The 25,188-nt window shown below is 68.9% G+C and carries 14 protein-coding genes; 9 read left to right on the plus strand and 5 right to left on the minus strand.

What is annotated here, in order from left to right:
* Window positions 1–31: 31 nt before the first annotated feature.
* Complete coding sequence (locus tag BM242_RS30185; RefSeq protein WP_245834062.1) at window positions 32–463, minus strand: ATP-binding protein; 432 nt, start codon at window positions 461–463, stop codon at window positions 32–34.
* Between BM242_RS30185 and BM242_RS30815 the strand changes: the two genes are divergently transcribed.
* The 5 genes from BM242_RS30815 (at window position 446) to BM242_RS13530 (ending at window position 6,872) form a co-directional block, all read left to right on the plus strand.
* On the plus strand, window positions 446–577 hold the full coding sequence (locus BM242_RS30815; protein WP_279577676.1) for a hypothetical protein: 132 nt from the start codon (window positions 446–448) through the stop codon (window positions 575–577). The two genes, BM242_RS30185 and BM242_RS30815, sit on opposite strands and share 18 nt — an antisense overlap.
* A 223-nt stretch (window positions 578–800) precedes the next feature.
* Complete coding sequence (locus tag BM242_RS13515) at window positions 801–5,234, plus strand: DUF6531 domain-containing protein (RefSeq protein WP_139238329.1); 4,434 nt, start codon at window positions 801–803, stop codon at window positions 5,232–5,234.
* Between the two features lies 1 nt (window position 5,235).
* Window positions 5,236–5,691, plus strand: a complete 456-nt coding sequence (locus BM242_RS13520; protein WP_245834044.1) for a hypothetical protein — start codon at window positions 5,236–5,238, stop codon at window positions 5,689–5,691.
* A 177-nt stretch (window positions 5,692–5,868) separates the two neighbouring features.
* On the plus strand, window positions 5,869–6,690 hold the full coding sequence (locus tag BM242_RS13525; protein ID WP_093839133.1) for a helix-turn-helix domain-containing protein: 822 nt from the start codon (window positions 5,869–5,871) through the stop codon (window positions 6,688–6,690).
* Window positions 6,687–6,872, plus strand: coding sequence for a DUF397 domain-containing protein (locus BM242_RS13530; protein WP_093839047.1), 186 nt, complete (start codon window positions 6,687–6,689; stop codon window positions 6,870–6,872). Before BM242_RS13525 ends, BM242_RS13530 begins: the two co-directional genes overlap by 4 nt.
* A 44-nt stretch (window positions 6,873–6,916) precedes the next feature.
* Here the strand turns inward: BM242_RS13530 and BM242_RS13535 are convergent, their stop codons facing one another.
* The 4 genes from BM242_RS13535 to BM242_RS13550 all read right to left on the minus strand — a co-directional run bounded on the left by BM242_RS13535 (window position 6,917) and on the right by BM242_RS13550 (window position 15,634).
* Window positions 6,917–10,129 (minus strand): type I restriction endonuclease subunit R, encoded by a 3,213-nt coding sequence (locus tag BM242_RS13535; protein ID WP_245834045.1) that lies wholly within the window; start codon window positions 10,127–10,129, stop codon window positions 6,917–6,919.
* On the minus strand, window positions 10,126–11,352 hold the full coding sequence (locus BM242_RS13540; protein ID WP_093839049.1) for a restriction endonuclease subunit S: 1,227 nt from the start codon (window positions 11,350–11,352) through the stop codon (window positions 10,126–10,128). The genes BM242_RS13535 and BM242_RS13540 overlap by 4 nt, the downstream gene beginning before the upstream one ends.
* Window positions 11,349–13,334, minus strand: coding sequence for a type I restriction-modification system subunit M (locus BM242_RS13545; RefSeq protein WP_245834046.1), 1,986 nt, complete (start codon window positions 13,332–13,334; stop codon window positions 11,349–11,351). The genes BM242_RS13540 and BM242_RS13545 overlap by 4 nt, the downstream gene beginning before the upstream one ends.
* A 92-nt stretch (window positions 13,335–13,426) precedes the next feature.
* Window positions 13,427–15,634 carry an N-6 DNA methylase gene (locus tag BM242_RS13550; RefSeq protein WP_093839050.1) on the minus strand — a complete coding sequence of 736 codons (2,208 nt, stop codon included), beginning with the start codon at window positions 15,632–15,634 and terminating at the stop codon, window positions 13,427–13,429.
* 258 nt (window positions 15,635–15,892) lie between these two features.
* Here BM242_RS13550 and BM242_RS13555 point away from each other — a divergent pair, with 258 nt between their 5' ends.
* Genes BM242_RS13555 through BM242_RS13570 form a run of 4 tightly spaced genes read left to right on the plus strand, consistent with a single transcriptional unit; the run spans window position 15,893 to window position 25,169 of the window.
* Window positions 15,893–17,566, plus strand: coding sequence for a PD-(D/E)XK nuclease family protein (locus BM242_RS13555; protein ID WP_093839051.1), 1,674 nt, complete (start codon window positions 15,893–15,895; stop codon window positions 17,564–17,566).
* Complete coding sequence (locus BM242_RS13560) at window positions 17,563–18,801, plus strand: pPIWI_RE_Y domain-containing protein (protein ID WP_175541402.1); 1,239 nt, start codon at window positions 17,563–17,565, stop codon at window positions 18,799–18,801. Before BM242_RS13555 ends, BM242_RS13560 begins: the two co-directional genes overlap by 4 nt.
* The gene (locus BM242_RS13565; RefSeq protein WP_093839052.1) at window positions 18,794–22,264 is read left to right on the plus strand and encodes a pPIWI_RE_Z domain-containing protein; all 3,471 of its coding nucleotides are present in this window, start codon (window positions 18,794–18,796) and stop codon (window positions 22,262–22,264) included. The genes BM242_RS13560 and BM242_RS13565 overlap by 8 nt, the downstream gene beginning before the upstream one ends.
* A 34-nt stretch (window positions 22,265–22,298) precedes the next feature.
* Window positions 22,299–25,169 (plus strand): pPIWI_RE module domain-containing protein, encoded by a 2,871-nt coding sequence (locus tag BM242_RS13570; RefSeq protein WP_093839053.1) that lies wholly within the window; start codon window positions 22,299–22,301, stop codon window positions 25,167–25,169.
* Window positions 25,170–25,188 lie beyond the last annotated feature (19 nt).

Genomic DNA, 25,188 nt, shown 5'->3' on the forward strand with positions numbered 1-25,188 from the left:
GTCACCGGCGGCAGCCTGGGCAACGGGTTTGTCACCGGCCTCGTTCCCCGTTCCCGGCAGGGGGCGTTCTCCCCGTGCCCGGCGCTTCGGCGACGGCCCTCCCGTCCGGCTCCGGTTCCCGCCGGGAGACCTCCGCCCACACCGTCTTGCCCGGCACCGGGCCGGCCCAGCGCAGCACGCCCCAGCAGTCGGCCAGCGCCGTGACCAGCTTCAGCCCTCGGCCCGACTCGCAGTCCGACCCGGCTGCGCAAGGCGGGAGGAGCGGCAGCCGGTCACCGCGCCGGTCGCTGACCTCGATGCGAACCCGGGGAGCCGATGTGACGAGTATCCCGACTCGGAAGTCCCGCCCCGGCACGAAGCCATGAGTGACGGCATTGGCGGCCAGTTCCGCGACAATCGTGACAGCGGCCTGCGAGGTCTCACTGTCGTATGGAATGCCCCACTCGTGGAGCTGCTGCTCCACGAGGATGCGCGCCAGACGCGCACCCCGAGGTGTGGGGCTGAAGTGCTGAAGGAAGAGCCGCAGATCGAAGGCATGGTGGGCGGAGGGGGGCGGAGGGACGTGCATGAGACCTGAGGTTCCCGCGGCCGTGCGGCCCTCACCAGCCACCCGGACCGTACGCTCTGTTCAGGTACGCATACCCTGAGTGCCCAGTACGGGCCTCGTCGGACCCCGGCTCTCCTTACCGTACGTTGAGATACGCGAAGCGCTTGGTTACGTTGGGGCGACGCCACATGGCAAGGCACCGCTATGGGGGGAGAGCGTGATGGGTCGTGCGTCGGACTGGTCACCTGTGGATATGGACGGGGACCCGACTCCCGGAGATCCGTCCCGTATCGAGCAACTGGGCAACAAGTTCACCACCTTCGCCGATGACGTCTACGACGCGCTTCAGAAGGTCCGCACCCTGGGCGAGGACGGCACCCTGGCCGCCTTCGTCGGAGAGTCGGCCGACGCTTACCGGGAGAAGTTCGACAAGGTCCCGCCGAATCTGGAGAAGCTGCACACGTCCTACGACCTGGCCGGGCAGGCGCTGCTGACCTACGCCCCCAAGCTGGAGGAGGCGCAGCGGGATGCGGACCGGGCGCTGACGGATGCGGAGGACGCGCGGGCCGAGCTGTCCACCGCCCAGTCGTGGCTGGAACGGGCGACCTCGACACTGGAGGACGCCGAGGAGGAGGCGGAGCCGCCGGACGAGGGTGAGGTCTCCGCCGAGGTCCGCCGCGCCCTGTCCGACGCCCAGCTCGACGCCGGCAACGCCCAGACGGCCGTGGACGACGCCCGCGAGAAGCTCAACGCCGCGATCGCCCTGGCCCAGCAGGCGCGTGAGGCCCGTGAAGAGGCCGCGGAACGCTGCAAGCGTGACCTCGAAGAAGCCTCCGACGCGGGGATGCAGAACAAGAAGTGGTGGCAGAAGGCCGTCGACTGGGTGGTGGACAACTGGGACACCATCGTCCAGGTGGCCAAGATCATCGCCGCCGTCGCCAGCATTGTCGCCCTGGTGCTCGGCGGGCCGCTGGTATGGGCTGTTCTCCTGGCCGCGTCTCTGGTCATCCTGGCCGATACATTGATCAAATACGCCAACGGCGAGGCCACGCTGTGGGATGTCGGCTTCGCCGTGCTGGACTGCATCCCCGGCGGAAGGATCATCGGCCGGGGAGCCTCAGCCGCCCGGACCGCCGCCCGCAACACAGCGCAGAGCGTGCGCCGCGAAGGGACCGACCTGGCCCAGAACAGCCGGCCGATGGCCAACCGATTCACCTCCACGGACCCGGTCGACTTCGCCACCGGAGAAGTGGTGCTGCCCGCCATGGATGTCGAACTCCCCGGTGTGCTTCCTCTCACGCTGGAACGGCACCACTTGTCCACCTACCGCCACGGCCGGTGGTTCGGCTCCTCCTGGGCCTCCACCCTCGACCAGCGGCTGGTCCTCGAGGAGTACGGCGTACGGTTCCTCTCCGCCGACGGCATGGATCTCCATTACCCGGTGCCGCTGCCGGACCCGGAGACCCCGGTGATGCCGGTCATGGGCCCGCGCTGGGGCCTGGCCTGGGACGGCCGTGCGGGCTCGCCGCTCACCATCCGGCAGGGCGCCGCAGGCCGCACCCTGCACTTCGCCCCGGTGCCGGGCCGACCGGGCAACGAACTTCCCCTGGTCGCCGTCACCGACCGCAATGGCAACCGCATCGACTTCCGCTACACCGCGGCCGGGGACCCCGCCGAAGTCGCCCACTCCGGCGGCTACCGCATCGGCGTCGCCGTCTACGACGGCCGTGTCACCGCGCTGCGCCTGCTGTCCGACCCGGCCGAGCCCCTGCTCCTGGCGTACGACTACGACCACCTCGGCAACCTGGCCGAGGTCTACGACTCGACCGGCGTGCCTGTCCAGTTCGCGTACGACAACGAACACCGCCTGGTCCGGTGGGAGGACCGCGGCGGGTTCTGGTACCGCTACGAGTACGACGGAGCCGGCCGCTGCATCTTCGGCACCGGAACGGACCGGGCCCTGGAGTGCCGCTACACCTACGATCCGGACAACCACCGCACCACGGCGATCAACTCCCTCGGACACGCCACTGTTTACCAGTTCAACGCCGGCTTCCAGCTCGTCGCCGAAACGGACCCGCTGGGCAACACGACCCGCCGGGAGTGGGACCCCTACGACCGTCCTCTGGCCGTCACCGATCCTCTCGGCCGCACCACACACTACGAGTACAACGACGGCGGCCAGATCGCCGTCGTCACCCGGCCGGACGGCGCACAGACCCGCATCGAGTACAACGAACTCGGCCTGCCCACCGAAATCGTCGAGCCCGGCGGGGCCGCCTGGCGGCAGGCGTACGACCGACGGGGCAATCTCGTCGCCGTCGTCGACCCTGCCGGACACCGCACCCGCTACGCCTACGACAGCCACGGCGCCCCCGCCTCCGTCACCGACGTCACCGGCAACACCACCACCTTCCGCCACGACGCGGCAGGGCTGCCGTCCGCCATCACGGACCCGCTCGGGGAGACGACCCGCTACCGGCGGGACACCTTCGGGCGCCCGGTGGAGATCACCGATCCTCTCGGCAACATCACAAGGCTCACCTGGTCGCCGGAAGGAAAGATCCTGCGCCGGGTGGACGCTCTCGGCTCCGCCGAAACCTGGGAATGGGACGCCAAGGGCACCTGCCGGGCACACACCGACGAGAACGGCGGAGTCACCCGCTTCACTTACGGTCCGTTCGGCATCCTCACCGGCCGGACCGGCGCCGACGGGGCCCAGTACATCTTCGGCTACGACACGGAACTCAATCTCCTCCGCGTCACCGGCCCGGAGGGCCGCTCCTGGGAGTACACCTACGACGCCGCGGACCGCCTGACCGCCGAGAGCGATCCTGACGGCCGCACCACCGCCTACCTCCTGGACAGCGCCGGCCGGCCGGTCACCGTCACCAACGCCGCCGGGCAGACCGTCACCCACACCTACGACGCCGCGGACGGCCTGATCCGGAAGGAGACATCGGACGGCACCGCGGCAACCTACGACTACGACACGGCGGGGCGCATCGTCCACGCCACGGCACCGGGGGTGACGCTGACGCGGCGCTACGACGCCATGGGCAATCCGGTGTCCGAGACCATCAACGGCCGTACCCTCACCCTCGCCTATGACCCCCACGGCCGCCCGCTCTCCCGGACGACCCCCACCGGCCACACCAGCACATGGACCTACGACGCCGCGGGCCAGCCGCTCAGCCTGGCCGCCGGCCGGACCGCCCTCACGTTCGCCTACGACCCCATGGGCCGCGAAACCACCAGAACCATGGGCGGTTCCCTCGCCCTCACCCAGCAGTGGGACCCCGTGGGCAGGCTGACTGGGCAGACGCTGACCGCTGCGGACGGCCCCGGCCGCAGCGACGGCCGCAACCGGCGGCTCCTGCACCACCGCTCCTACCGCTACCGTACCGACCACTACCTCACCGCCCTCACCGACGGCACGGACACCACCCGCTTCACGCTGGACGGCAGCGGCCGGATCACCGAGGTCACCGGCCCGGACCGCACCGAGAAGTACCTCTACGACACCGCCGGCAATCAACTCCTGGCCCACTGCTCCGGGTCGGTGGGCCAGATGTCCGCCGAGGCGACGGGCGAGCGGGCCTATGCGGGCGGCCTCGTCACGCGGGCCGGCAGCATCCGCTACCGGCATGACGAGGCAGGCCGTACCGTGCTGCGCCAGCAGGTCCGGATCTCCCGCAAACCCGACACCTGGCGGTACACCTGGGACGCGGAGAACCGCCTCACGGCCGTCACCACGCCGGACGGCAGCCAGTGGCGGTACCTCTACGACCCCTTCGGACGCCGCATCGCAAAGCAGCGTCTCGGGACCGACGGTGCCACCGTTGTCGAACAGACCGATTTCACCTGGCACGACACCACCCTGGTGGAACAGACCACCACGGGCCCCGAGGACGCCGGGCCGGTGACGCTGGCCTGGGACCACGCCGGGCTGCACCCGCTGACCCAGAGCGAGTACGGCCCGGCGGAGCCGGATTCCCCGTCCGGCACCGATGCCCGCTTCTACGCCATCGTCACCGACCTGGTCGGCACCCCCACCCAACTGCTCGACGAGCACGGGGAAACGGTATGGCGCGCCCGTTCGACGGTGTGGGGCATCACCGAGGCCGCGTCCCGATCAGGCGGCGCCGCCACTCCCCTGCGATTTCCCGGCCAGTACGCCGACGAGGAGACCGGCTGGCACTACAACTACAACCGCCACTACGACCCCCGCACCGGCCGCTATACAAGCCCGGACCCGCTGGGCCTCCTTGCCGGCCCCCAGCCCTACGCCTATCCCCACAACCCCCACACGTGGTGCGACCCGCTGGGCCTCACAGGCAACGACCTGCGCCCCGGTTACACGTCCTCCCCCGCCCTCGTGGGAGACCCCTACCACCCCGATACGGTGGCGGAGCGCAGCGCACGGAACCAGGACTTCTACGGCCCGCTCGACAGCACGCCACAGCAGAGCACCGCGGACCGCGCGCGGGAGCTCGGCTATCCTCGGAGAATTCCGCCACAGCGGGCACCCTTCGACTCCCACGGCCAGCCGGTCTTCACCAACGGGAAGAGATACATCACCCCGGACATCGACGGACACAACGTGTCAAATGGCTGGAAAGTCTTCGACCGCAAGGGCCGACGCATCGGGACTTACGACGCGAATCTCAACTATGTCAAAAAGTGAAGTGTTTTCCATCGAACTGGACGCCGAGACTCTTTTCCGGGACCCCGACTCCGAGGGACCCGAAGCCGTCGGGACGATCCGGATCGGTGAGTTCACCGAAGCGTTCCGCGCCAGCCTTGCCTACTGGTCGGCCGACGACTACCGCAGGAGCTGGCGGCTCGCCTACCACCGGCTGGAAAGCGCGGACGACGCGATCTCCTGTCTGATCACCTCCATCACCGATCCGGCGACCAGCAACTTCGTCTTCTGCTGGCCGCTGTACCGCGAGGGGGAACAGGTCTTCGTCCAGAACTCCGTCATCTTCCTCGACGAACTCACCGAAGCCTTCGACCCGGAGGCCCCCTGGGCCTCGGTCGGCCCCCGGGAGACCATCACGGAGGACGGCGACGAGATCTCCGAGTGGCACACCAGCATGGACGCGCTGCGGGCCTTTTTCCGGCGTCCTGCTGTTCGCTGAGGGATGGCAGACCGCGCCGCCCCGGCGTCGATCGCGCTCGCCGGCCCGTCACCACCCGCACCGCCCGTACACCGGGTCGGCGTACGGGCGCAGGCGGTGGACAGTAAGGGCGACACTCCGCGATCATGTCAGCGCACAGTGTTATCTCCCCGAACTGCACCGGAGGTGGTCCGGACCATGGCGGGCAGCGGTGAACCGGAGACCTCGGACAGCCTCAAGGCGTTCGGAGCCCTCCTCAAGGTCTTCCGCGAACGTGCGGGGCTGACACAGGAACAACTCGCCCCGCTGGTCGGGTACTCCGTGCAGACCGTCGCCTCCATCGAACAGGGCCGTCGCTTCCCGCAGCGCGACTTCGTCGAGCGGGCGGAGGAGGTCCTGGACGCCTTTGGCGCCCTGCGCGCCGCCGCCCGCCACATCTCGCGCCGCCCCGGCATCGCCACCTGGTTCCGCGAATGGGCCAACCTGGAGGAAGAGGCCCTCAACCTGTGGACGTACGAATGCCGGGTGGTACCGGGACTGTTGCAGTCGGAGGCGTACGCGCGGGCGGTCTTTCGAAGCCGTGTTCCCGCACTCAGTGATGAGGAGATCGACAACCGCGTGACAGCCCGGGTCGACCGCCAACGGCTCCTGCGCGAGCGGGCGAGCACGGGCTACAGCTTCATCCTCGAAGAAGGGCTGTTCCTTCGCCGGACAGGCGGAGTAGAGGTGACCGGCGGGCTCCTCGACCACGTACTTGCGTGTGCGCAACTGCGCAACGTGCAGGTTCAGATCATGCCTCAGCAGCAGGAGGATCACGCCGGGCTCGGCGGTCCGATGCAGCTCCTGGAAACGCCGGACAACCGGTGGCTGGCTTACACGGAGGGACAGTTCTTCGGGCACTTGAACACCGACGCAAAACAGATCAGCGCAATGATTCAGGGCTATGCCAAGATGCGCTCACAGGCTCTCAGCCTCAGGGACTCCATGAGCCTGCTGAAGCGACTGCGAGGAGAGCTATGAGCACCGGTGAGCTGGTCTGGTTCAAGAGCAGCTACAGCGGCCCCGAGGGAGACAGTTGCGTCGAGGTTGCAACCTCCCGCCCCGGCGTGGTCCACGTCCGGGATTCGAAGGACGAGCACAGCCCGCACCTGACCCTCTCCCCCGCCGCCTGGCAGACGTTCCTCACCTGCACGGTACGTTGAACAGCCCGGTCCTCGCCCCTCATCGCGGTGCGAGGACCGAACCGTCAGTTCGTGTCAGGCAGGTTGTGCCTGCGGCGGATGAGCCGGTACGCCGCTCGGCGGGCCTCCTGGTCGAGCTTGCCCTGGAACTCAGCGTCCGAGAAGTAACGCTCGGTGAACTTGGTGTCCGCCTCGGCCCGCTCGATCATGATGTCCCGGAAGCGGCTCTGGAAGGGCAGCTCGAAGTCGCCCTCGTTGCGGCTCGCCACCGCCGCAGCCTCCAGGCCGGGGTCCTCTGCTGCGGCGACGATCCGTTCCTCGTACATCAGCCGGTCGGCTTCGCTGAGACCGAGACCGTGCCGTTCATTGAAGTCCTCGATGATCTCCGAGAGCAGCGCCTTGCTCGGTTCCTTGTAGGTACCGGCGCTGCTGTCGAAGCCGGGAAGGGCCTGGGCGTCGTCCTCGTCGAGGCTCAGGTCGTGCTTCCCGTCCTGGCTGACCCGCATGTGGGTGAGGTCCAGTTCCCCGATGTCCACGGACGGGTCGTAGGGCGGCGGGGGCAGGATGTTCGCCAGGTGCTTGCCGTAGAGGTAGAGCCGTTCCAGTTCGGTGTCCGGCCGTGGCATGAGCTGGGAGAGGAAACCGTACTTGCGCAGGTAGTCGCGCAGGTCGGTCCGGAAGTCCTCGGCGGCGTCCCGGCCCTGCTGCTGGAGCTGCTCGAAGCGGGCCTTCGCCGCGTCGGTGTGCCGGTAGAGCGCGGCGTGCTGCCGTTCCCAGGCCCGGTTGCCCGCCGCGCTGTCCGCCGCCCCGGCGTCGGTGGCGGGCTGTGCACGTACATACGCCTCGATGAACGCCTTCAGTTCCTCCTCGCGCAGAAGCTGGTGGTTCATCACCGCGCGCTGTGCCGCATAGAGCAGGTTGGGGTCGGCCCGTTGGGTGCGGGCCTCGGTGAAGTAGGGCCGGAAGGAGTCCTGTATGGCGTCGGCCTTGTTGGCGAAGTCCAGGACGAACAGGTCGTCCTGGCTCTTGAGGGGGTGGGTGCGGTTGATCCGGGACAGCGTCTGCACCGCCGCCACGTCCGTCAGCGGCTTCTCCACGTACATGCTGGTGAGCAGCGGCTGATCGAACCCGGTCTGGTACTTCTCGGCGACGATCAGGATGCGGTACTCGGTGCGCGACGGGGCGCCGCCGGGCCGGCCGGTGCGCAGGGCGGCATGGCGGTCGTCCGCCCGGGTGTAGGCGAAGGCCTCCGGGAGTTCCTTCTCGGGGATGCCGTTGAGCTGTGCTTCGGTGACCCGTTCGTCGTCCAGCTCCAGCTCGCCGGAGAACGCGACGAGCACGCCCAGGTCTTCGCAGCCGAGGTCCTTGGTCGCCTGCTGCACCGCGCGGTACATCCGTACGGCGTGTTCGCGGGAGCGGGTGACGACCATGGCCTTCGCCCGGCCGCCGAGGCGTGAGCGGCCGTGGCGCTGGAAGTGGTCGACGATGACCTCGGCGTGCTGGGCGAGGGTGGCGGGGTTGAGGTAGACGAAGCGTCCGAGTTCGGCCTTGGCCTTGTCGGGGTCCACCTCGATCTGCTCGGCGCCTTCCTTCTGCACCTTCCACTGGGTGGTGTAGGTGGTGTAGTTGCGCAGCGGATCGAGGATGAAGCCCTCTTCGATGGCCTGCTTCATCGAGTAGATGTGGAAGGCCCGCATCTCGTCGGCCACGGGGTCGTGGATGCCGAAGAGATTGAGCGTCTTCTGCTTCGGGGTGGCCGTGAAGGCGAAGTAGGTGAGGTTCGGGTGCATCTGGCGGGCGGCGGCCGAGGAGGTCAGGAAGTCCTCGTCGTCGCCGTCCTTGTCCTCGGCACCCAGGCCGCGCAGCACCTTGCGGAGCTTGCTGACGGAGTCGCCGGACTGGCCGGAGTGCGCCTCGTCGACGATGACGGCGATCCGCTTGTCGGACAGTGACTGCACGCCTTCCAGCACATAGGGGAAGGTCTGCACGGTCACGATGACGATCTTGGTGGCCGTATTGGCCAGCGCCTTCGCCACCTCCTGCGACTTGGACCCGCCTGAGCCGGTGATCCGCTCCACCACACCGGGCGTGTGGTCGAACTGGTAGATCGTGTCCTGAAGCTGCCGGTCCAGCACCGAGCGGTCGGTGATCACCACGATCTTGTGGAAGACCGGCTTGTTCGGCTCGATCCGCCCTGCGATGACGGCCTGCTCGTCCAGGGCACCGGGCTCAGCAGAGCCGTGCAGAGTCGAAAGCCGGTGAGCGAGCCACGCGATGGTATTGGACTTCCCGGAGCCGGCCGAGTGCATGACCAGGTAGTTGTTCCCCGAGCCGTGCCGGGCCGCATCCTCGGTGAGCCGCCGGACGGCGTGCCACTGGTGGTAGCGGGGGAAGATCAGTGTCCGGTCGTGGACACTCGTCCTCCGTCCCCCGGGAGAGCCCTGGCCGCCCTTCTTCAGCTTCGGATCCTCCACGTGCAGGAACCGCTTCAGCAGATCCAGCCAGGCATCCGGCTGCCAGACCTCCTCCCACAGATACGCGGTCCGGTATGCCGGGCCACCGGGGGCAAGCGGCGGATTACCGGCACCACCGGAGTTCCCCGGTCCCGCCGAGCCCTGATTGAAGGGGAGAAAACCGGTTTTCTGCCCCTTCAGCTTCGTCGTGAGGAAGACCAGCTCCTCGTCCACGGCGAAGTGCACGAGCGCGCGCTTGGCGAACAGCAGGTCCTTGGGGTCCCGGTCCTGCCGGTACTGCCGGATGGCGTCCTTCACCGTCTGCGGGTGCGCACTGGCCGAGCTCTTCAGCTCGGCCGTGGCCACGGGGATGCCATTGACGAAGAGGACGAGGTCGAGGGTGTTGCCGTGCTCGGCGGAATACCGGAGCTGCCGCGTGACGGACAGCCGGTTCCGCCGGTAGTTGTCCAGCGCGTCCTCGGCAACCGTGTGCGCGGGCCGGAAGTAGGCCATCTCCACCCGCAGGCCCCGGTCCTTGACCCCGTTCCGCAGCACATCGAGCGCACCGCGCGCATCGATCTCCTGCGCCACCAGCCGCTTAAACTCCCGCATCGCGGCATCGGGATCACCACCCGCGAGATCCTTCAGCGCCTCCAGCACATACGGCTGCGTCGCCCCGATGAACTCCCACAGATGCGCGGTGTCCAACCCGAGCTCGGGGTCATAGTCCCCCTGCTGCCCGGACCGCCACCCGGTATCCAGCAGCGCCCCGGTAACCGCATCCTCGAACGCCCCCTCCGAGCGAGCCCGCACCCCAGCGCTCACGACACCTCAGCCCCCCGCGCCGTCGTCACATCGAGCTGTCCCGTCACCGCAGCAGTAATCAGCGCCTGCCGCCTCTCCGCCAAGAGCCGACGCTGTTTTCCAATCAACCGGACCATTTCTTTCATTTCCGACTCTACCGCCAGAGCCTCCCGGACCATGTGATCTTGCTCGCGGGGGCCAAGAGGCCATCGAACTCGAAAATTCCCAAGGTCCTCCATCCCCAGCGTAGGCTGCGCCGTATCCGAGGCAGTGGCCCTAACCGCCTGCTCTTCAAAAGCAGATGACTTAATCCAAGCAGTCAGCAAACGAGAGCTCACGCCTTCGTGGACGCGCAGGGAAGCAACAGCCCTGGCAATATTTGCACCAGCCACCTCTTCGGGAGCAATGGCCACCCGCCCCAGGGTACCTACCACGCTCATCAATACGTCTCCACGGCGTACAACCGTACGCGAGTACTGCCGTGAAAGCTCGACAGGAATCTTGGGAACATCCTTGATTCGCCCAGGAAGGTCCAGTAGATCATTAACCCGAATAAAAGGAACACCCTCATCGGTAAAATGTGGCACCAAAACACCGTATCGCGGGCGCACTGAGAACAAGTACTTCAGGCGGGTCTCTTTCACGCAGCTGCTTGGCGCAAAGATCCCATCCAATGCCGCACGGAGCCTTTCAGGAACAACAGCCGACTGCCGCGCACGCACCTCGTCCAATCTACCGATGTGTGCCAGTTCCAAGTCAAGGAAGTCAGCGATGCGGCACTGCTCCTCCAAATCAGGAACACGAACGGGAAGATTCCTAAGGAAACCGTCTGGCACCCTCTGCTGCCCAGCAACACCGTACATCTCAGCCTCGCCGAATTTCAGGAAGGAATGAGTATTCACAAGATAGAAAAGAAAGCGAGGGTTGATTCTCGGCCCAGCCCGCAGGACGTGCAACTCGGTCGTCCCTGCCCCAACACCGTTATGGAGCCCATTAACCAGCACCGCCCGGCCAGCCTCGAACGTCGGAGTAATTTTCGGAACAAGAACGTCGCCATCCTGAAACCTGGTGAATCCGGCGGCTACTGCACTTTTCACCCTACGGTGCGTTAGATCAAGCCTCTGTCCTGGCCAGATGCATTCCATAGGAAAAAAGGTAAGTTCCGCATCGGCCGACAGGCGATCAAAGCGCGGGCAAGGGGGATTAATTCTTGCCAGATGACGAAGGCGCACATTTTCAGTCACTTTGCCACCTTACCGATGAGCTGCTGAATCTCTAGCTCGAGCAACTTTAGTTCTGCATCGATAGCAACCAGAGGCCTCGGGGGCTCGTATACGTAGAAGTGACGAGTGAAGGGAATTTCGTAGCCGATCTTGATCTTGTCGTGGTCCACCCAGGCATCGGGCACATGAGGAAGAACTTCCCGTTCCATGTAGGCGGCGATGTCCTCGTCGAGCGGAACGTTTTCGAAGTCACGCAGGTCGGGGTCCGGCTCGGGTTCGCCCTTCTTCGTCTGGACCTCGCCCTCCGGGCAACGCACTCCGACCACGTCCCGCAGAGCCTTGGCAAAAGATGAACCTGACGGCCACAGCAGGCCAGACTTGACCAGGGCGCGGCGGATGGCGTCCCAGGCTTCGGCCTTGGTGGACCACTGCTGGCCCACCAGCGGCTTGAAGGCGCTCACGAACTGCTCGATGTCGCCGAAGGCCCTGGCGATGGGCTTGGACTCGCAAATCTCGTCCAGCGTCTCCTCGGTGACCTCGAAGCGCAGCTTCAGGGGGCGCTCCACGGTGATGCGCTGGTAGCCGAAGTCTCGATTGCGGAAGACCTTCACCTTGCCGTGCAACTCATGCTCGGGATCGGATGCGGCGGTCAGCGCCTCCCCGTACAGCCGGGTGATCTCGTCGATCTGCTCGTCGCTGATCTGCTTGCGCTTGTCGCCGAGGGACTTCCGCATCTTGACGCAGTAGTCGCGGGCGTCGATCAGCATGACCTTGCCCTTATGGGCCGGGTCCTTGCGGTTGGTGAGAATCCAGAAGTAGGTCGAGATACCGGTGTTGTAGAAGAGCTGGTCGGGCAGGGCGACGATCGCCTCTAGCCAGTCGTTCTCCAGAATCCATCGCCGGATTTCCGACTCCCCGGAGCCGGCCGCGCCCGTGAACAGGGGCGAGCCGTTGAAGACGATGGCCAGGCGGCTGCCGCCCTCGTGCACCGGCTTCATCTTGGAGATCATGTGCTGGAGGAAGAGCAGCGAGCCGTCGTTGATGCGCGGGGTGCCCGCGCCGAAGCGGCCTCGGTAGCCGAGGTTGTCCCGCTCGTCCTCGACGGCCTTCTTGACCTTCTTCCACTCCACGCCGAACGGTGGATTGGAGAGCATGTAGTCGAACTTGCGCTCGGCGAGCAGGTCCTCGCTGAAGGAGTTGCCGAGCTTGATGTTCTCCGCGTAGTGGTTCTTGATCATCATGTCGGAGCGGCAGATGGCCCAGGACTCGGGGTTCAGCTCCTGCCCGAAGACGTAGACGTTGCCCTGCGGGTTGTGCTGGAGGACAAACTCCTCAGCCGCCGACAGCATGCCGCCGGTCCCACAGGCCGGGTCGTAGACGGACCGGCTCATGTTGGGGACCTTGATCTCCTCCATGTCCGGCGCGAGGAGCAGGTTCACCATCAGCTTGATGACCTCGCGCGGGGTGAAGTGCTCACCTGCTGTCTCGTTGGACTCCTCCGCGAACTTCCGGATCAGTTCCTCGAAGGCGTAGCCCATCTCATGGTTGGAGACGACGCTGGGGTGGAGGTCGAAGTCGGCGAACTTGGACAGCACGAGGTGCAGCAGCTTGACCTCGGCCAGATGGTCGATCTGCTCCGCGAAGCGGAACTTGTCGAAGACCAGCCGGGCGTTCTCCGAGAAGCCCCGCACATAACGGTGCAGGTCGGCCCGCGCGTCCTCGTGGGCGCCGGCGATCGAGGCCAGGGTGTGGGCGGTCCGGTTGTAGAAGGCGTATCCGGCCTCCTTGGGCAGGAACGGCTCCGGGCTGACGCCCTTGGCCTGCCAGCGTTCCTGTGCCTTGAGCACCGCCTCCCGTGTCGGCTCCAGCACGCACTCCAGGCGGCGCAGCACGGCGAACGGCAGGATGACCTTGCCGTAGTCGGCGCGTTTGTAGTCCCCCCGGAGGAGGTCGGCGACCTGCCAGATCTCGTTCGCCAGGTTCTTGGGCGTGGTATCGCTCACGGTTTGGGGTGGTCCTTCGCGGTGGTCGGCTCTGCGGTCGGGTGGTCGTGTCGGTGGTCGGTCTTCGGTGGTCCGACGTCAGCGGTCGGTCGTCACGGTGTGGGTGACAGTTCGCCGGCCGCCGGAGTGAGGGCTGCGGCGATGCTGTCAGTGGAGTAACGGGCAAGAGCCTGCCCGAGGTCATGGGCTGTGCGCAGGATTCTGGCGAACTCCGCATACCGCCGGAAAGCTGCCCCGTACATCCGCTGCCGTTCGATGGGCAGCAGCGGGATGCGGATGCGGCGCGGGTCGGTGCGGCTGCTACTGCTGCCGCTGCTGGACGTCCCGGTGAGGCGGTGGTTGCCGCCGCTGCCGCCGGAGAGGCAGCCGGCCAGGTACCAGGGGTCGAGCAGTTCGGGCTCCAGAGTGCGCACCAGGTGAACTCCGGGGGTGAGGTACGCCCCGGCGTCCTCCTCGGTGGCGACCCGGGCGGCAAGCCGGCCGGCCAGCACCGGGATCAGCACGTCTCCCGCGCGCACCGGCGCGTTGCTCAGCGGATCGCCTGGCGGTGGGCCGGTGTCGGAGGCGGCGCGGGAGAGCAGGATGTCCTCCGCCGTGAGGTAGCGCGCCCGGTCGCCGGTCGCCGACCCGGCACCGGTACCCGACCCGGGCCCGGAACCCGAGTCCGTTTCGCTCGGGCGTCCCGCCACGGAGGTGGGACGGCGCCAGTGCACGGTTCCACGCTTGATCAGGTCGTTCAGAGAGACGATGCGCCGTTCCTCCGGCTCTTCCGCTCCTACTGTGCCCCCGGCCTCCTCGGGAAGGTCGAGTGCGTCGGGTACCGCCCGGTTCAGTGCGTGCAGGGCGCGCTCGAAGTCCGCGCGGACGGCCTTCAGTTGCTCGGCCAGTGCGTCCGGTTGGGCGGGCAGCGGCAGATGCCGGGCCGGGGTGAGGTCGGCCTCGCCGTCCAGGAGGTCGATCAGCCGGACGGCACGGGCTACGCCGGGGCGCTCCGTGAAACTCTCCGGACCGGCCTCGTACTCCGTCCACAGCTCGGCGATCCTCGCGCAGACACGCCGCCCGTCCACGGTCACGCCCGGTCCGTACTCGTGTGCGGAGTCGATCAGCAGCAGGTGCTCGGGAACCGCCTCGCCCTCCGCCGGGCGGCGCAGTACCCAGATCTGGAGGGCCAGCGCGTAGTGCGCGGCGAAGCCGGTGGGCAGGGAGATGACCGCGCGCAGCGCGCCGTGCCGGAGCAGGGCGGTGCGGATGCGGCGGCCGGAGGGTCTGAACGCCACGCCGGGCGGCAGCATCATCACCACGGGTGCTCCGGGGGCAGCGTGGGCCAGGGCCCGCTGCACCCAGGCCAGTTCGGATTCGGCGCGCGGCGGTAGTCCGTAGATCCAGTCGGGGTCGTGCGCGAGTTCCTCGTGGCCCCAGTTGCGCTCCGCGAAGGGCGGGTAGCAGATGACGGCGTCCGCGCGGCCGGGCCGGTAGGCGGAGCGGCGCAGGAAGTCCCCGGTGTGCACATCGAAGGAGGTACGCCGGCTGCTGCCGTCCCCGGCCCGGCGGAAGGCGAGCCGCAGTGCCGCGAGCCGGGCGAGCGAGGGCTGGATCTCCTGTCCCTGGAGGCGGCGCGGGCCTCTTGCCGCCGCGGCCAGCAGGATGGTGCCGCTGCCGCAGGCCGGATCGAGTACCGTACCGGTGGCCTGTTCCCCGGCCAGGTGCACCATCAGGTCGGCCAGTTCAGGACGGGTGGCGGTGAAACCCGCCCGTGGGCCCTCGTCCAGAAAGCGCTCGCACAGCAAGCGGAACGTTTCTTCAGGGCCGTCCTCGGCCGCCGCCCGCTCCGCCTCGCCCAGCAGGGCGAGTTGCCTCGGCCCCAGTTCCGCATCGGGCAGACGGGCCACCAGATCGGCCACTCCGGCTCCGGTCGCCCGGTCCGACAGGAACTCGTGCTCGGCCTGCTCCAGCAGGCCGGCCACCGCGTCCGGTGCCGCGGGCAACCGGGCGCCCGGGTTCCGCCACTGGTGCAGGAGCAGAAGACCGACCAGGGCCAGGGCGTCCTCCGGCGCCATCTCCCCACGCACCGCATCGAACGCCTGCCAGAGCCGTTGCGCGGCCGGAACGGCGGTGGCCTTGCCCTGCCGTCTCAGCCATGCCTCGACCTCGGTGAGATCGAAACGCGGGCTGCGGTCGGTACCTCCGACGGGCCCGGGGAAGTCCTCGTACCGCCGCCGCCAGTTGCTCACCGCGGTGGGCTGAACCCCGGCAATCCGGGCGATGTCGGCAGACGTCACCTCCAGCCGCTCCACGCTCATGACCTGCTTCCTTTCCCCGTGCCCCCCTTCGGTCACACCGCAGCCGACTCTACGCGACAGCACTCCCGTCAGCCAAGTACACGGGCGTGATTGTGGGTACTCACGAGATCTGGTTGACCCCCTTCACAAGATGTGCTCTCCTTGTGTGCACTCGCCGCCCGTGGGATCGGCGGGCACCGAGGAACGTCCGGGGAGGGGTGTGACGGCTGTCCGGCCGCGCACCGCGCCGAGCACGGCGATCACTGGGGAGGGAGCGGCGTGCCGCAGCAGTGGGAGATACCGCAGGACATGACCGGCGATGCCCGGCTCATCCGCATCGGGGCATCCCTGGCCGGCGACGAGCAGTACGCCTGCCCGGCCCGCGATGCCGTGAAGGCCCGGCCGGGAGTCCGGCCGCTGCACTGGCCGGCCGGGGGCCGGGAGCGCTACGAGGACTTCCTCCTCGGCCCGGTCATGGCCGCCCTGGACCGGATCGAGTTCAACGGCGCGCTTCCCGAGGACGTGCTGCGCTCCCCGGCCCGCGAGGGGAAGCCGCTGCACGAGATGCAGCTCGCCTTCGTACGTCACGCCGTGCGCGCCTTCCACCGGCGCGACCGGCCGGCGCAGGCCCCGCCGGTGGGGCCCGTACGGCTGCCCTGGGTGGTCCAGCGGAAGCAGCACGACACGACCTGGGAACACTGGGCCTGGGGCCGCCGGTACGAGAACCCCGAACAGGGGGTGCGGGAGTTCGTCTTCCTCCGCTACGGCCGGGCCGGGCAGCGGGAACGGGAGGACGCGCAGATCGCCATCGCCGCCTTCGCTGCCGCCTTCGGCAGCCCGGCCCGGATTCCGGGCACCCGCTGGATGCCCTACCGGCTGCGCCCCGCCCCGGCACCGGTCCGCTGGGTAAGGGTGGCCGAGGTGGGGCTGCGGGACGGCTCGTACGAACTGCTGTGGCAGGGCACGCCGCAGGCCGCCCAGCAGCACTACGCCGAGCACGGGCGTGCCGAGGCGGCGCGCCTGGCGCGCGGGACCGAGGCCGTCCCTGGTTCGGCCTGCGCCGACTGCAAACGGCTGTCCGCCTGCCAGACGGTGCCGAGGATTCCCGGTGTGCTGGGCCTGGGCGGCTTCCGCGAGCTGCCGCCCCTGCGCGAGGTGTCGGTCAGCACTCTCCGGTACCACCGGGAATGCCCGGCGCGGGCGTTCGCCTCCGCCTGCAAGCTGCCCCGGGCCGAGGACGAGTACGACGAGCGGAACCGGCTGGGCAAGGCCGTGCACCGGGTGCTGGAACTGGCGCACTCCGGGCGGCAGGGGACGCCGCCCGGTGGTCCGGCCGGCGACGCGTGCGGCCGGGACGGGGTGCCGCAACCGGACCAGCCCTGGGGCGAGGAGCCGAACCGGGTGACGGGCGAGGCGGCCCGGATCGGTGCCGCGATGCTCCGGCACCACCTGGACGTGTGCCCGTTCCACTCACGCGAGGTGACTCAGGTGCGGGGCGAGCGCCAGTTCGCCGTGCATGACACGGCGGCGAATGTCATCGTCATCGCCACGCCCGATCTGCTGTACCTGGACGCCGGTTCCTGGGTGTGGCGGGAGATCAAGACCACTCAGCGGCGGATGCCCCGGAAGGAAGATCCGGTGCTCGCCTACCCACAGATCGCCCTGGCCACGGTGCTGCTGGCCGAGGGTGCCCTGGGCGGGGACCGGGACGGCTCGCGGGGGGAGCTGGAGACCCTGCACCCCGACTACGGGGATGTGGAGATCATCGAACCCGCCCACGAGCCCGAACGTGTCGCCGCCGCCCGCCGGATCCTGCGGGAATGGGCGGGGCCCTGGCGCGCGGACGAGCTGTTCCCTGCCCGGCCCGCCCCGGAGACCTGCCGTAGCTGTCCGGTGTCCCAGTGGTGCCCGGCGTCCATGCGTACGGCGCCCGCGGACGGGGGTGCGGCATGACGGCGAGGGCTCCGGGCACGGCCACCGAGAACGGTGCCGGAGACGAAGACGCGGCCGGAACCGGAGCCGAGAACTTCTTCGCCGGTGAACCACTGCTGCGGCTGGTGGCCACCGCCATGGTGCGGCTGTCCCAGCAGCGCACCGTCGGCGACCCGGTGTACGAAGACAGCGTCCAGCAGGCGTACAACCACATCGTGCTGCACTGCCTGCGGCGCGGCGCGGAACCGCCCGGCAGCGTGCCGGAGCTGGCCCGCTGGGCGGCGGAGAAGCCCCTGGGCGCGTGGGATTTCGGTCTGCCCGAGGAGCTGGCGCCCGAGGCCGGCACCCATCTGGTGGACGCCGCCACCGGCAGCCCCACCCAGAGCTGTCTGGAGTGGGCCGTCTCGGCCCGGGACCCGGCCGCCGAGCAGTTCGAGAACCTGCTGATGAAGGAGGCGCTGGCGGAGAGCCGGGCGGCCGACGCACCCGAGGCGTACGTCGCTTTCCGGCGACTGCTGATCGAGAAGCCCGTGCTGACCGAGACGGAGCTGGCCGCCCTGAGCGCGGATCTGGACCTCGGCCTGCTGCACGAGACGGTGAAGCGCTGCTACGAGCGCGCACCCGCCTCCTGCCTGCGCGACGGGCGGTACACCGCATGCGGCCGGTGCGGCTGCCTGCTGGTGCCGGTCCCCCACGGCGGATTCCGCTGTGAACTCGACGTGTGCCGCCGGTCGCCGGTGCGGCAGGGCATCTCGTGGACGCCGGCGGACGGCGGCGGGCTGCGCCATCTCAGCCGCCCGCTGCGGACCTTCATCACCGGTCCCGGGCTGGCCGAGACAGCGCTGGAGTCCGCCTTGGCCAGGGCCGGGCTGACCGCGGAGATGTGGCCGCGCTTCGACACCTACGACCTGCGCGTCACCTTTCCGGACGGCCAGGTGTGGGCGATCGACGTGAAGGACCGGGCCAACCCGGCGCTGCTGGGCAGGGACACCCGCCCGCTGCGCCAGGACCCGCCGTACGACCGCGGCCTGTTGGTCGTACCGCAGTACCGGTTCACCGAGCGGGACGGCTACCGGGAGGTGTTCCGGCATCACGTGCCGGAGGAAGCGGCCGACCGGATCGAGCTGCTCTCCGACCGGGAGCTGCTCCGGCAGGTCCGCACCCGGCTGCGTGGCCGGAAACGCCCGGAGCGGACACGGAAGAACAGCACGACCGGCACAAGGGGAACCACGGGCAAGGGAGCGGAAGATGCGTGACCGCAGCGGCTGGCACCGGCGCCTTGCCCGGGAGCTGCGCGACGTGTGGCCCGAGAGCAATGGCGGCTTCGACACCGGCGACCTGCTGGACGTGGAGCTGGGGCTGTACCTGCTGGAGACGGTGATGCCGGCCCGCACCGCCCTCGACGCCTGGACCCTGTTCGGCGGCTACCCGTACGGAGAGGTGTTCGGGGATATCCGCACCGAGGAGCAGCGGCTCCGGATCCGGCGCGGCCGGCACTACCTGTGGGAGATGCGCAGGCCCCGTGAATGGGCACTGGCCCTGGACGCCTATCGGCGGATGCCGCAGGCCCTTCGCGGCTACGAGCTCGACGGCACGGACCGGGCACCGGTGCGCAGGTCACCGTCACGGGCGGCGGGTCGTTTCGCGGAGTTCGAGCGGCTGCTGACCCACCCGCCCGAGTTCCTGCGGGTCCCGATGCCGGTCGCCGGTGCCGGGGAGCACCGGTTCGCGGGGCGTGACCGCAATCACTCGGTGGACATCACCCGGGATCTGCTGCCCGCGCCGGAGCCGGAGCCGCACCGGCTGGACGAACTGCCACCGGGCGGGGGCAAACCGATCGAGGTGACGTGGGAGGAGCTGGCGGCCACGGCCCGCCGGATGGACGAGCTGGAAGCCGGACTGCCCGACGGGCGGCGCGGTGGCTGGGAACGGCGGCTGGACCGGGTGCGGCTGCTGGTGCGCAATGAGGCGGAGGAAGCCTTCACCGCGAGCGATGCGCTCCGCGTCGACGGGCTGCTCCATCTGGTGGGCATGGTCGGCGCGGGCAAGAGCACCCTCCGCGACATCCTCACCTTCTGGGCCGCGACCGAACGCGGCCTGCGCATCACCGTCGTGGTGAGCGATGTGGCGGAGACTCTGGCCGTCGTGGGTCTGTTCCAGCGCCTTGGGGTGCGGGCGGCCCCGGTTCTGGGGCACTCGACCCGGGAGCGGCACATCCAGCGTCTGCACCGGCGGATCGCCACCTCGGGCGCGGAGACCGTGCTCACGCATCGCCATCCCGGGTTCGTGCATCTCAGCAGCGCCTGCCCGCTGGACGCGCTGCGCGGCCTGGAGGCCGACCGGGCGCTGCGCATCGCCGACGCGCCGTGCACGGCCCTGTTTCCGGTGGTACGCCCGCGGCGGCCGGACTCCCGTGCGCTGGTGGCCACCGGATCCGGAGCAGAGCCCGGGCAGGGGGAGGAGGAGCCGGAGCCGTCCGGAAATCCCCCGCGGCGTCACGCCTGCCCGCTGTGGAGCCGCTGCCCGCGGCACCACGCCGCGCGGGAACTCGTCGATGCCCGGGTATGGGTGGCCACCCCAGCAAGCCTGGTGCACAGCACCGTGCCGCGGCCCCTCCAGGAGGAGCGGCTGCGCTACCTGGAGCTGGCCTGCCGGATGAGCGACCTGATCGTGGTGGACGAGGCCGACCGGGTGCAGATGCATCTGGACAACGCCTTCGCACCGACCGCGACGCTGGTGGGCAGGGCGTCGAACTCGTGGCTCGACCAGGTCGCGGGGCACAAGCTGACCGAACTCGCGCGCCGTGGGCGGCTCCAGCTCTCCGCCCGGGAAGTCGAGGACTGGGTCGGTGCGGTCGACACGGTGATCGCTGCGACCGACCGGATCTACGCCCGGCTGGTCCAGGACGGTGCGCTGCGGACCTGGATCACCCAGGACTACTTCAGCGCCCTCACCCTGCATCAGTGGCTGATCAACGCCTGGTTCCCGGATCTGCGGGCGCGCAACCCGGCACCCACGCCGACGGGCACGACCGCCGAGGAGCGGATGCGGGCGCGGCAGCGCATCGACGGCGTCCTGGACCGGTTCCGGGACGACCCGTTGCAGCAGCACCCGGTCGAGGATCCGGAGGACGAGCAGACCAGGCTGGTCAACGAACTGGTCAGGCTGACCCTTGAACTGCTGCACGCACCGCATGGTTCGGGCAGCCGGGAACGTGTGCGCACGGTGCTGGAGACCCTGGTGGCCGGCGACCCGGCGATCATGGAGGCCGCAGAGGAGCATGCCCCACGGCTGGAGTTCACCCTGCTGCTGGCGGCCCTGCACCACCGTCTGGACTTCATGACGGTGCTGTGGCAGCGCGTCGAGGCCGCGCTCAATCTGGATGCGGCGTCCAACGCGCTCTCCCGCCGCCCCGCCCGGGACTACGAGCCACTGCTGCCCGAATCCCCCATGGGCAATGTGCTCGGATTCCAGTTCCAGCTCGACGAACGCCGCCAGGGCGGCGGGCAGAGCGGCGAACTGCGCTTCTTCCGGTGCAACGGTGTGGGCCGGGAACTGCTGCTGGAACTGCCCCGGCTGCCGCGCGCCGACGGCCGCCCCGGGCCGCACGTCCTGCTGTTGTCCGCGACGAGCTGGGCGGGAGAGTCCAGCCGGTACCACGTCCACGCGCCGGTGGGGGCCGTGCTGCGGCCCCATCCGGACGAGGTGGCGGCCATCCTGCGCACGGAGTTCCGCAAGCACTTCCTCTACTGGCCCGGGACAGGCACCGCCATCCGGCTGTCCGGCTGCGAGCCCGAGCAACGTCCCCAGGCGCTCCAGCAGATGCTGCACCAGCTCGCCGAGCCCGACCGCACCCTCGCCGGAGCCGTCAGTCCATTGCAGCAGGAACTGGACGACATTGACGACCCGGACCGCAAGCGGCTGCTGCTGCTGGTCGGCAGCTACGCGGAGGCGGAGCGGGCGGCGGAATACCTGGGCACGATCCCGGAATGGTCCGGACGGGTGATCCGGCTGGTCTCCGACGACGCCGACCTGGACACCGCCTGGACCGGTCCCGGCCACGGCGGCCGGGCCGGAACCCTGCGCCGTGGGGATGTCGCCCGGTTCGCCCAGGGCGACGGAGATGTGCTGATCGCCCCGCTGCTGGCAGTGGAGCGGGGGCACAACATCGTGATCCCCGGCGGCAAGGCGGCCATCGGCACCGTCTGGTTTCTCGCCCGGCCCCACCCGCGCCCGGATGACATCTCCCTGGCCGTACAGGCCATCAACGACTGGGCGGTGCGGCAGTTGCGGGATCCGGCGGGCGAGTTCCGGCAGGCCGCGCTGGCGGCTGGCACGCCTCACCTGGCTGGCCGGGACTTCCGCAGCCGCGCCCGGCAAAAGTGGAACCGCTTCCTGACCCGGCGGCTGTCCTGGACCAGCTTGCCAGATCAGGAGAAGGCCGCCTTCACCTGGGACCAGCTCGTGGTGATGTGGCAGGTCATCGGCCGGCTCGTGCGCGGCGGAGTACCGGCGCGGGTGGTGTTCGTCGACGCGGCGTTCTCCCCCCGCGAGGCCGGACTCCAGGCCGAGGACACCCCGGCGACCAGCCTGCTGGCAGGCGTGCGCCACCTGCTGGCCCCCTACTTCGACGACGACTCCGGCCTGCCCGCCATCGACAAGTCACTGGTCACCGCGCTTTACGAACCGCTGCACCGGGCGCTGGCCGACATGGACTGACGCCCCGTCCGACGCTCTTCGAGGAAAACGCACCATGACACACGACCGCATCCAGCCCGCCGCCTACGTCCCCAACCCCGAGGCCGGGACCCTTTCCGCCTTCTACCACGGGCTGGCCTTCCCCTCCGCATGGCGGGAGCCGCTGCTGCGCCTGTACCGGCACGGCAAGTCCGCCAAGTCCGAGGGCAGGCACCAGCAGGTGCCGATCTCGCGACTCAACCGGCTGATCGCGGCGGTCGCCCCCGACCTGATCTCGGTCGCCTCCAAGGCCCCGCTCGACGGCGGCAGGCCCTGGCTTTACACCACCGCGCCCTACCCGGCGTCGGTGATGAAGACCTTCCTGCACGCCTGGCTGCGAGACATGCAACCTGCACCCGAGGCTCACAGTCTGGTCAAGGAAACCGCACAGGCCCTGGACATCGACTCCCTGAAGTGGGAGCTGTTGAGCGTGAACCTGCTGGAACAGGGGCTTTCCGAGGAGGGCCGCACCGCGCTGCCCGCGCCGCACCTGTTCCGCCTGCTGCCGGAGACCCTGGCGGCCCGCATCGCCCAGCACCCCCCGTACGAGCACTACGGGCAGAAGCTGGAATTCCGGCAGGTGGCCGGGGTCCCCGGCGACAACGGAGCAACCCTGGTCTCCTGGCCCCCGCTCAAGTACCCGGATCGTGGCAAGACTTGGAGGTACTCGGCATACCTGCGGGTCTCCCTCCGCACGGTCCCGTTCGACCCGGTGCCCCGCATCCACCTCAGCACCGGCATCAGCCGCTGGGTACGGGAAAAGGTCTGGCTGCCGTTCCGCAGCAGCGCATCGGTGTACCTGCTCGCCGACGAGAGCATGCTCGCCGACGCCCCGGCCCCGACGCGCTTCGCTGTGGCCTCCCTCACCTGGCGGCAGGAGACCGGCCCTCAGTGGGCGCAGGGAGGACCAGAGGGGATGCTCCGGCGCATCTCCGTGGAGGACGACTTTCCCCGGCCCGAACGGCTGGTCAAGGAACCCGAGCACTGGCTGGTCCAGCCGGACGGCATCACCGCGGCCGTGCTGCACCACACCCGGATGGGTGCGCACGGAGTGGGCGCGGGACTGATGCCCACCGAACGCAGGCGGCTGACCGAATGGGCGGCCGAGGCGCTGCAACCGGATTTCGTGCCGGTCGGCGAACTGCGTCGGAGCATCTTCCTGCGCAAGCATGACCCGCTGCCGCGACTGGAGGAGAAGCTCTCCGAGAGGAAGAGCAAGAAGGCCGACAAGGACGCCACAGAGGAGGAACGGGGGGAAATCGAGCGGCAGAACGCCGAGATCGCGGCATACAACGCCGAGGTGGGCGAGCAGAATGCCGTGATCGAACAGCGGAACGGCGACCGCCGCCGCCAGCTGCTGGCCGGAGTCATGGGCAGTGAGCTCTCGGTCCTGGCCCTGCACCAGACCGACACCATGCGCGATCTTCTGCTGGTCAAGGCGGAGGCATACCTGGGGCTGGCCCCGTTCCGTACCAAATCGGGACCCGGGACCTGGGCATGGGAGGCGCCCGAGCTGACGCTACGGATGCACATCTTCCCGCTGGGCAGACTCGGTGCCCCCCTGGGGAACGGCACAATTCCTCGCCGGGGCGCCGAGTGGGACGCGGTTGTGGCGGGGCGGCGGCGTGAGGTGGCCGCGTTTCTCACCGCCCGGGTCAAGGAAACCGGCAGGGCCCCGCAATTGGTCTTCGTGGAGCTGGAGGACTGGCGGAAGAAGCAGGTGGGAAAGAAGACTCCACCGCCAACCACCGATCCGAAGTCCGCCATCCGCCTCGGCTGTGCGGATGCCGGACTGGTCAGCCAGTTCCTCGGCCTGCCCGATGATGTCGCCGCCCCCGGGAAAGACACCTCCGCACACCGGGCGAAGGCGGCCTGGGCGGACGGTATCCGGCAGCTCGGGGTGAGGGTCACCCGCCCGCACTCAGTGCCGTCCGGAATGATCCCCGAACAGCTCAACCAGCTTGCCTTCTGGCTGGTCAAGCGGCGCGTGAGCGGCCATAACCCGCATGCTCAGTTCACTCCGATCGCCGTCCTGCTGCGGCCGGGCCAGCAGCAGGTGATGGGCCGAAGCCCACAGACCGGTGGCTGGGTTCCGTACCCGGAGCTACTCAAAGGGCTGGTGGGCCAGGTACGCGGTGACGACCTGAAGTACCGCGACCAGCAGGAGCGGCTCACCGCCATCTTTGTCAGGCAGATTCTGGGCTCCTTCCGGGGCGAGCCCACGCTGGTGCTCACCCATGCGCAGAACATCCGGGAGCGTTGGCCGTCATTGCAGAACGGCAAGGTACGGCCAGACACCGTGCAGCTCGGAGGGGACTCGCCCAAGCGACTGGCCTCGCTGGGCAAGAAGCTCCGGCTGGTGCGCGTGGCCGATGCCGCCCGGGACGAGACCGCCCAGTGGTGGTCACCGGTCAGTCGGAAGAGGAACGGCAACACTGAGGCACTTGCCGGCTTCGCCCAGGGACTGTGGCTGCCCCACAATGCCGAGCCCGGCGGGCGGAACTTCTACAGCGTCGGTGAGAAGCCGGGAACCAATACCCTGCACCGGGAGCTCAGCAAGCTGACCGAGCACCGTGATGCCAACGGCAAGTCCCTCCTCAGGCCCTCGGCCTCCGCCTCCCAGCCGGACCTGCTGGAAGTCGCGCTGGTAGGCCTCCAGGAGAACGACCGCCCCGAACCGTGGGCCATGTTCGTCCACCAGCAGCGCATCACCGACGACTACACCGATCCGCTGGCGCTCCCCCTGGTGCTGCACCTGGCCCGTCTCACAAGGGATTACGCCGAGCCGTACGAAGCGCCGGAGGCGCCGGGCGAAGCACAGCAGTCCGCGGACGAGGGCGAACAGCTCGCCTTCGATTTCGGCATCGAAGACTCCGACGGCGAATGAGGAATCCCCTGCATGGATG

The sequence above is a fragment of the Streptomyces aidingensis genome (assembly GCF_900112355.1).
In the GTDB taxonomy this organism is placed as follows: Bacteria; Actinomycetota; Actinomycetes; order Streptomycetales; family Streptomycetaceae; genus Streptomyces; species Streptomyces aidingensis.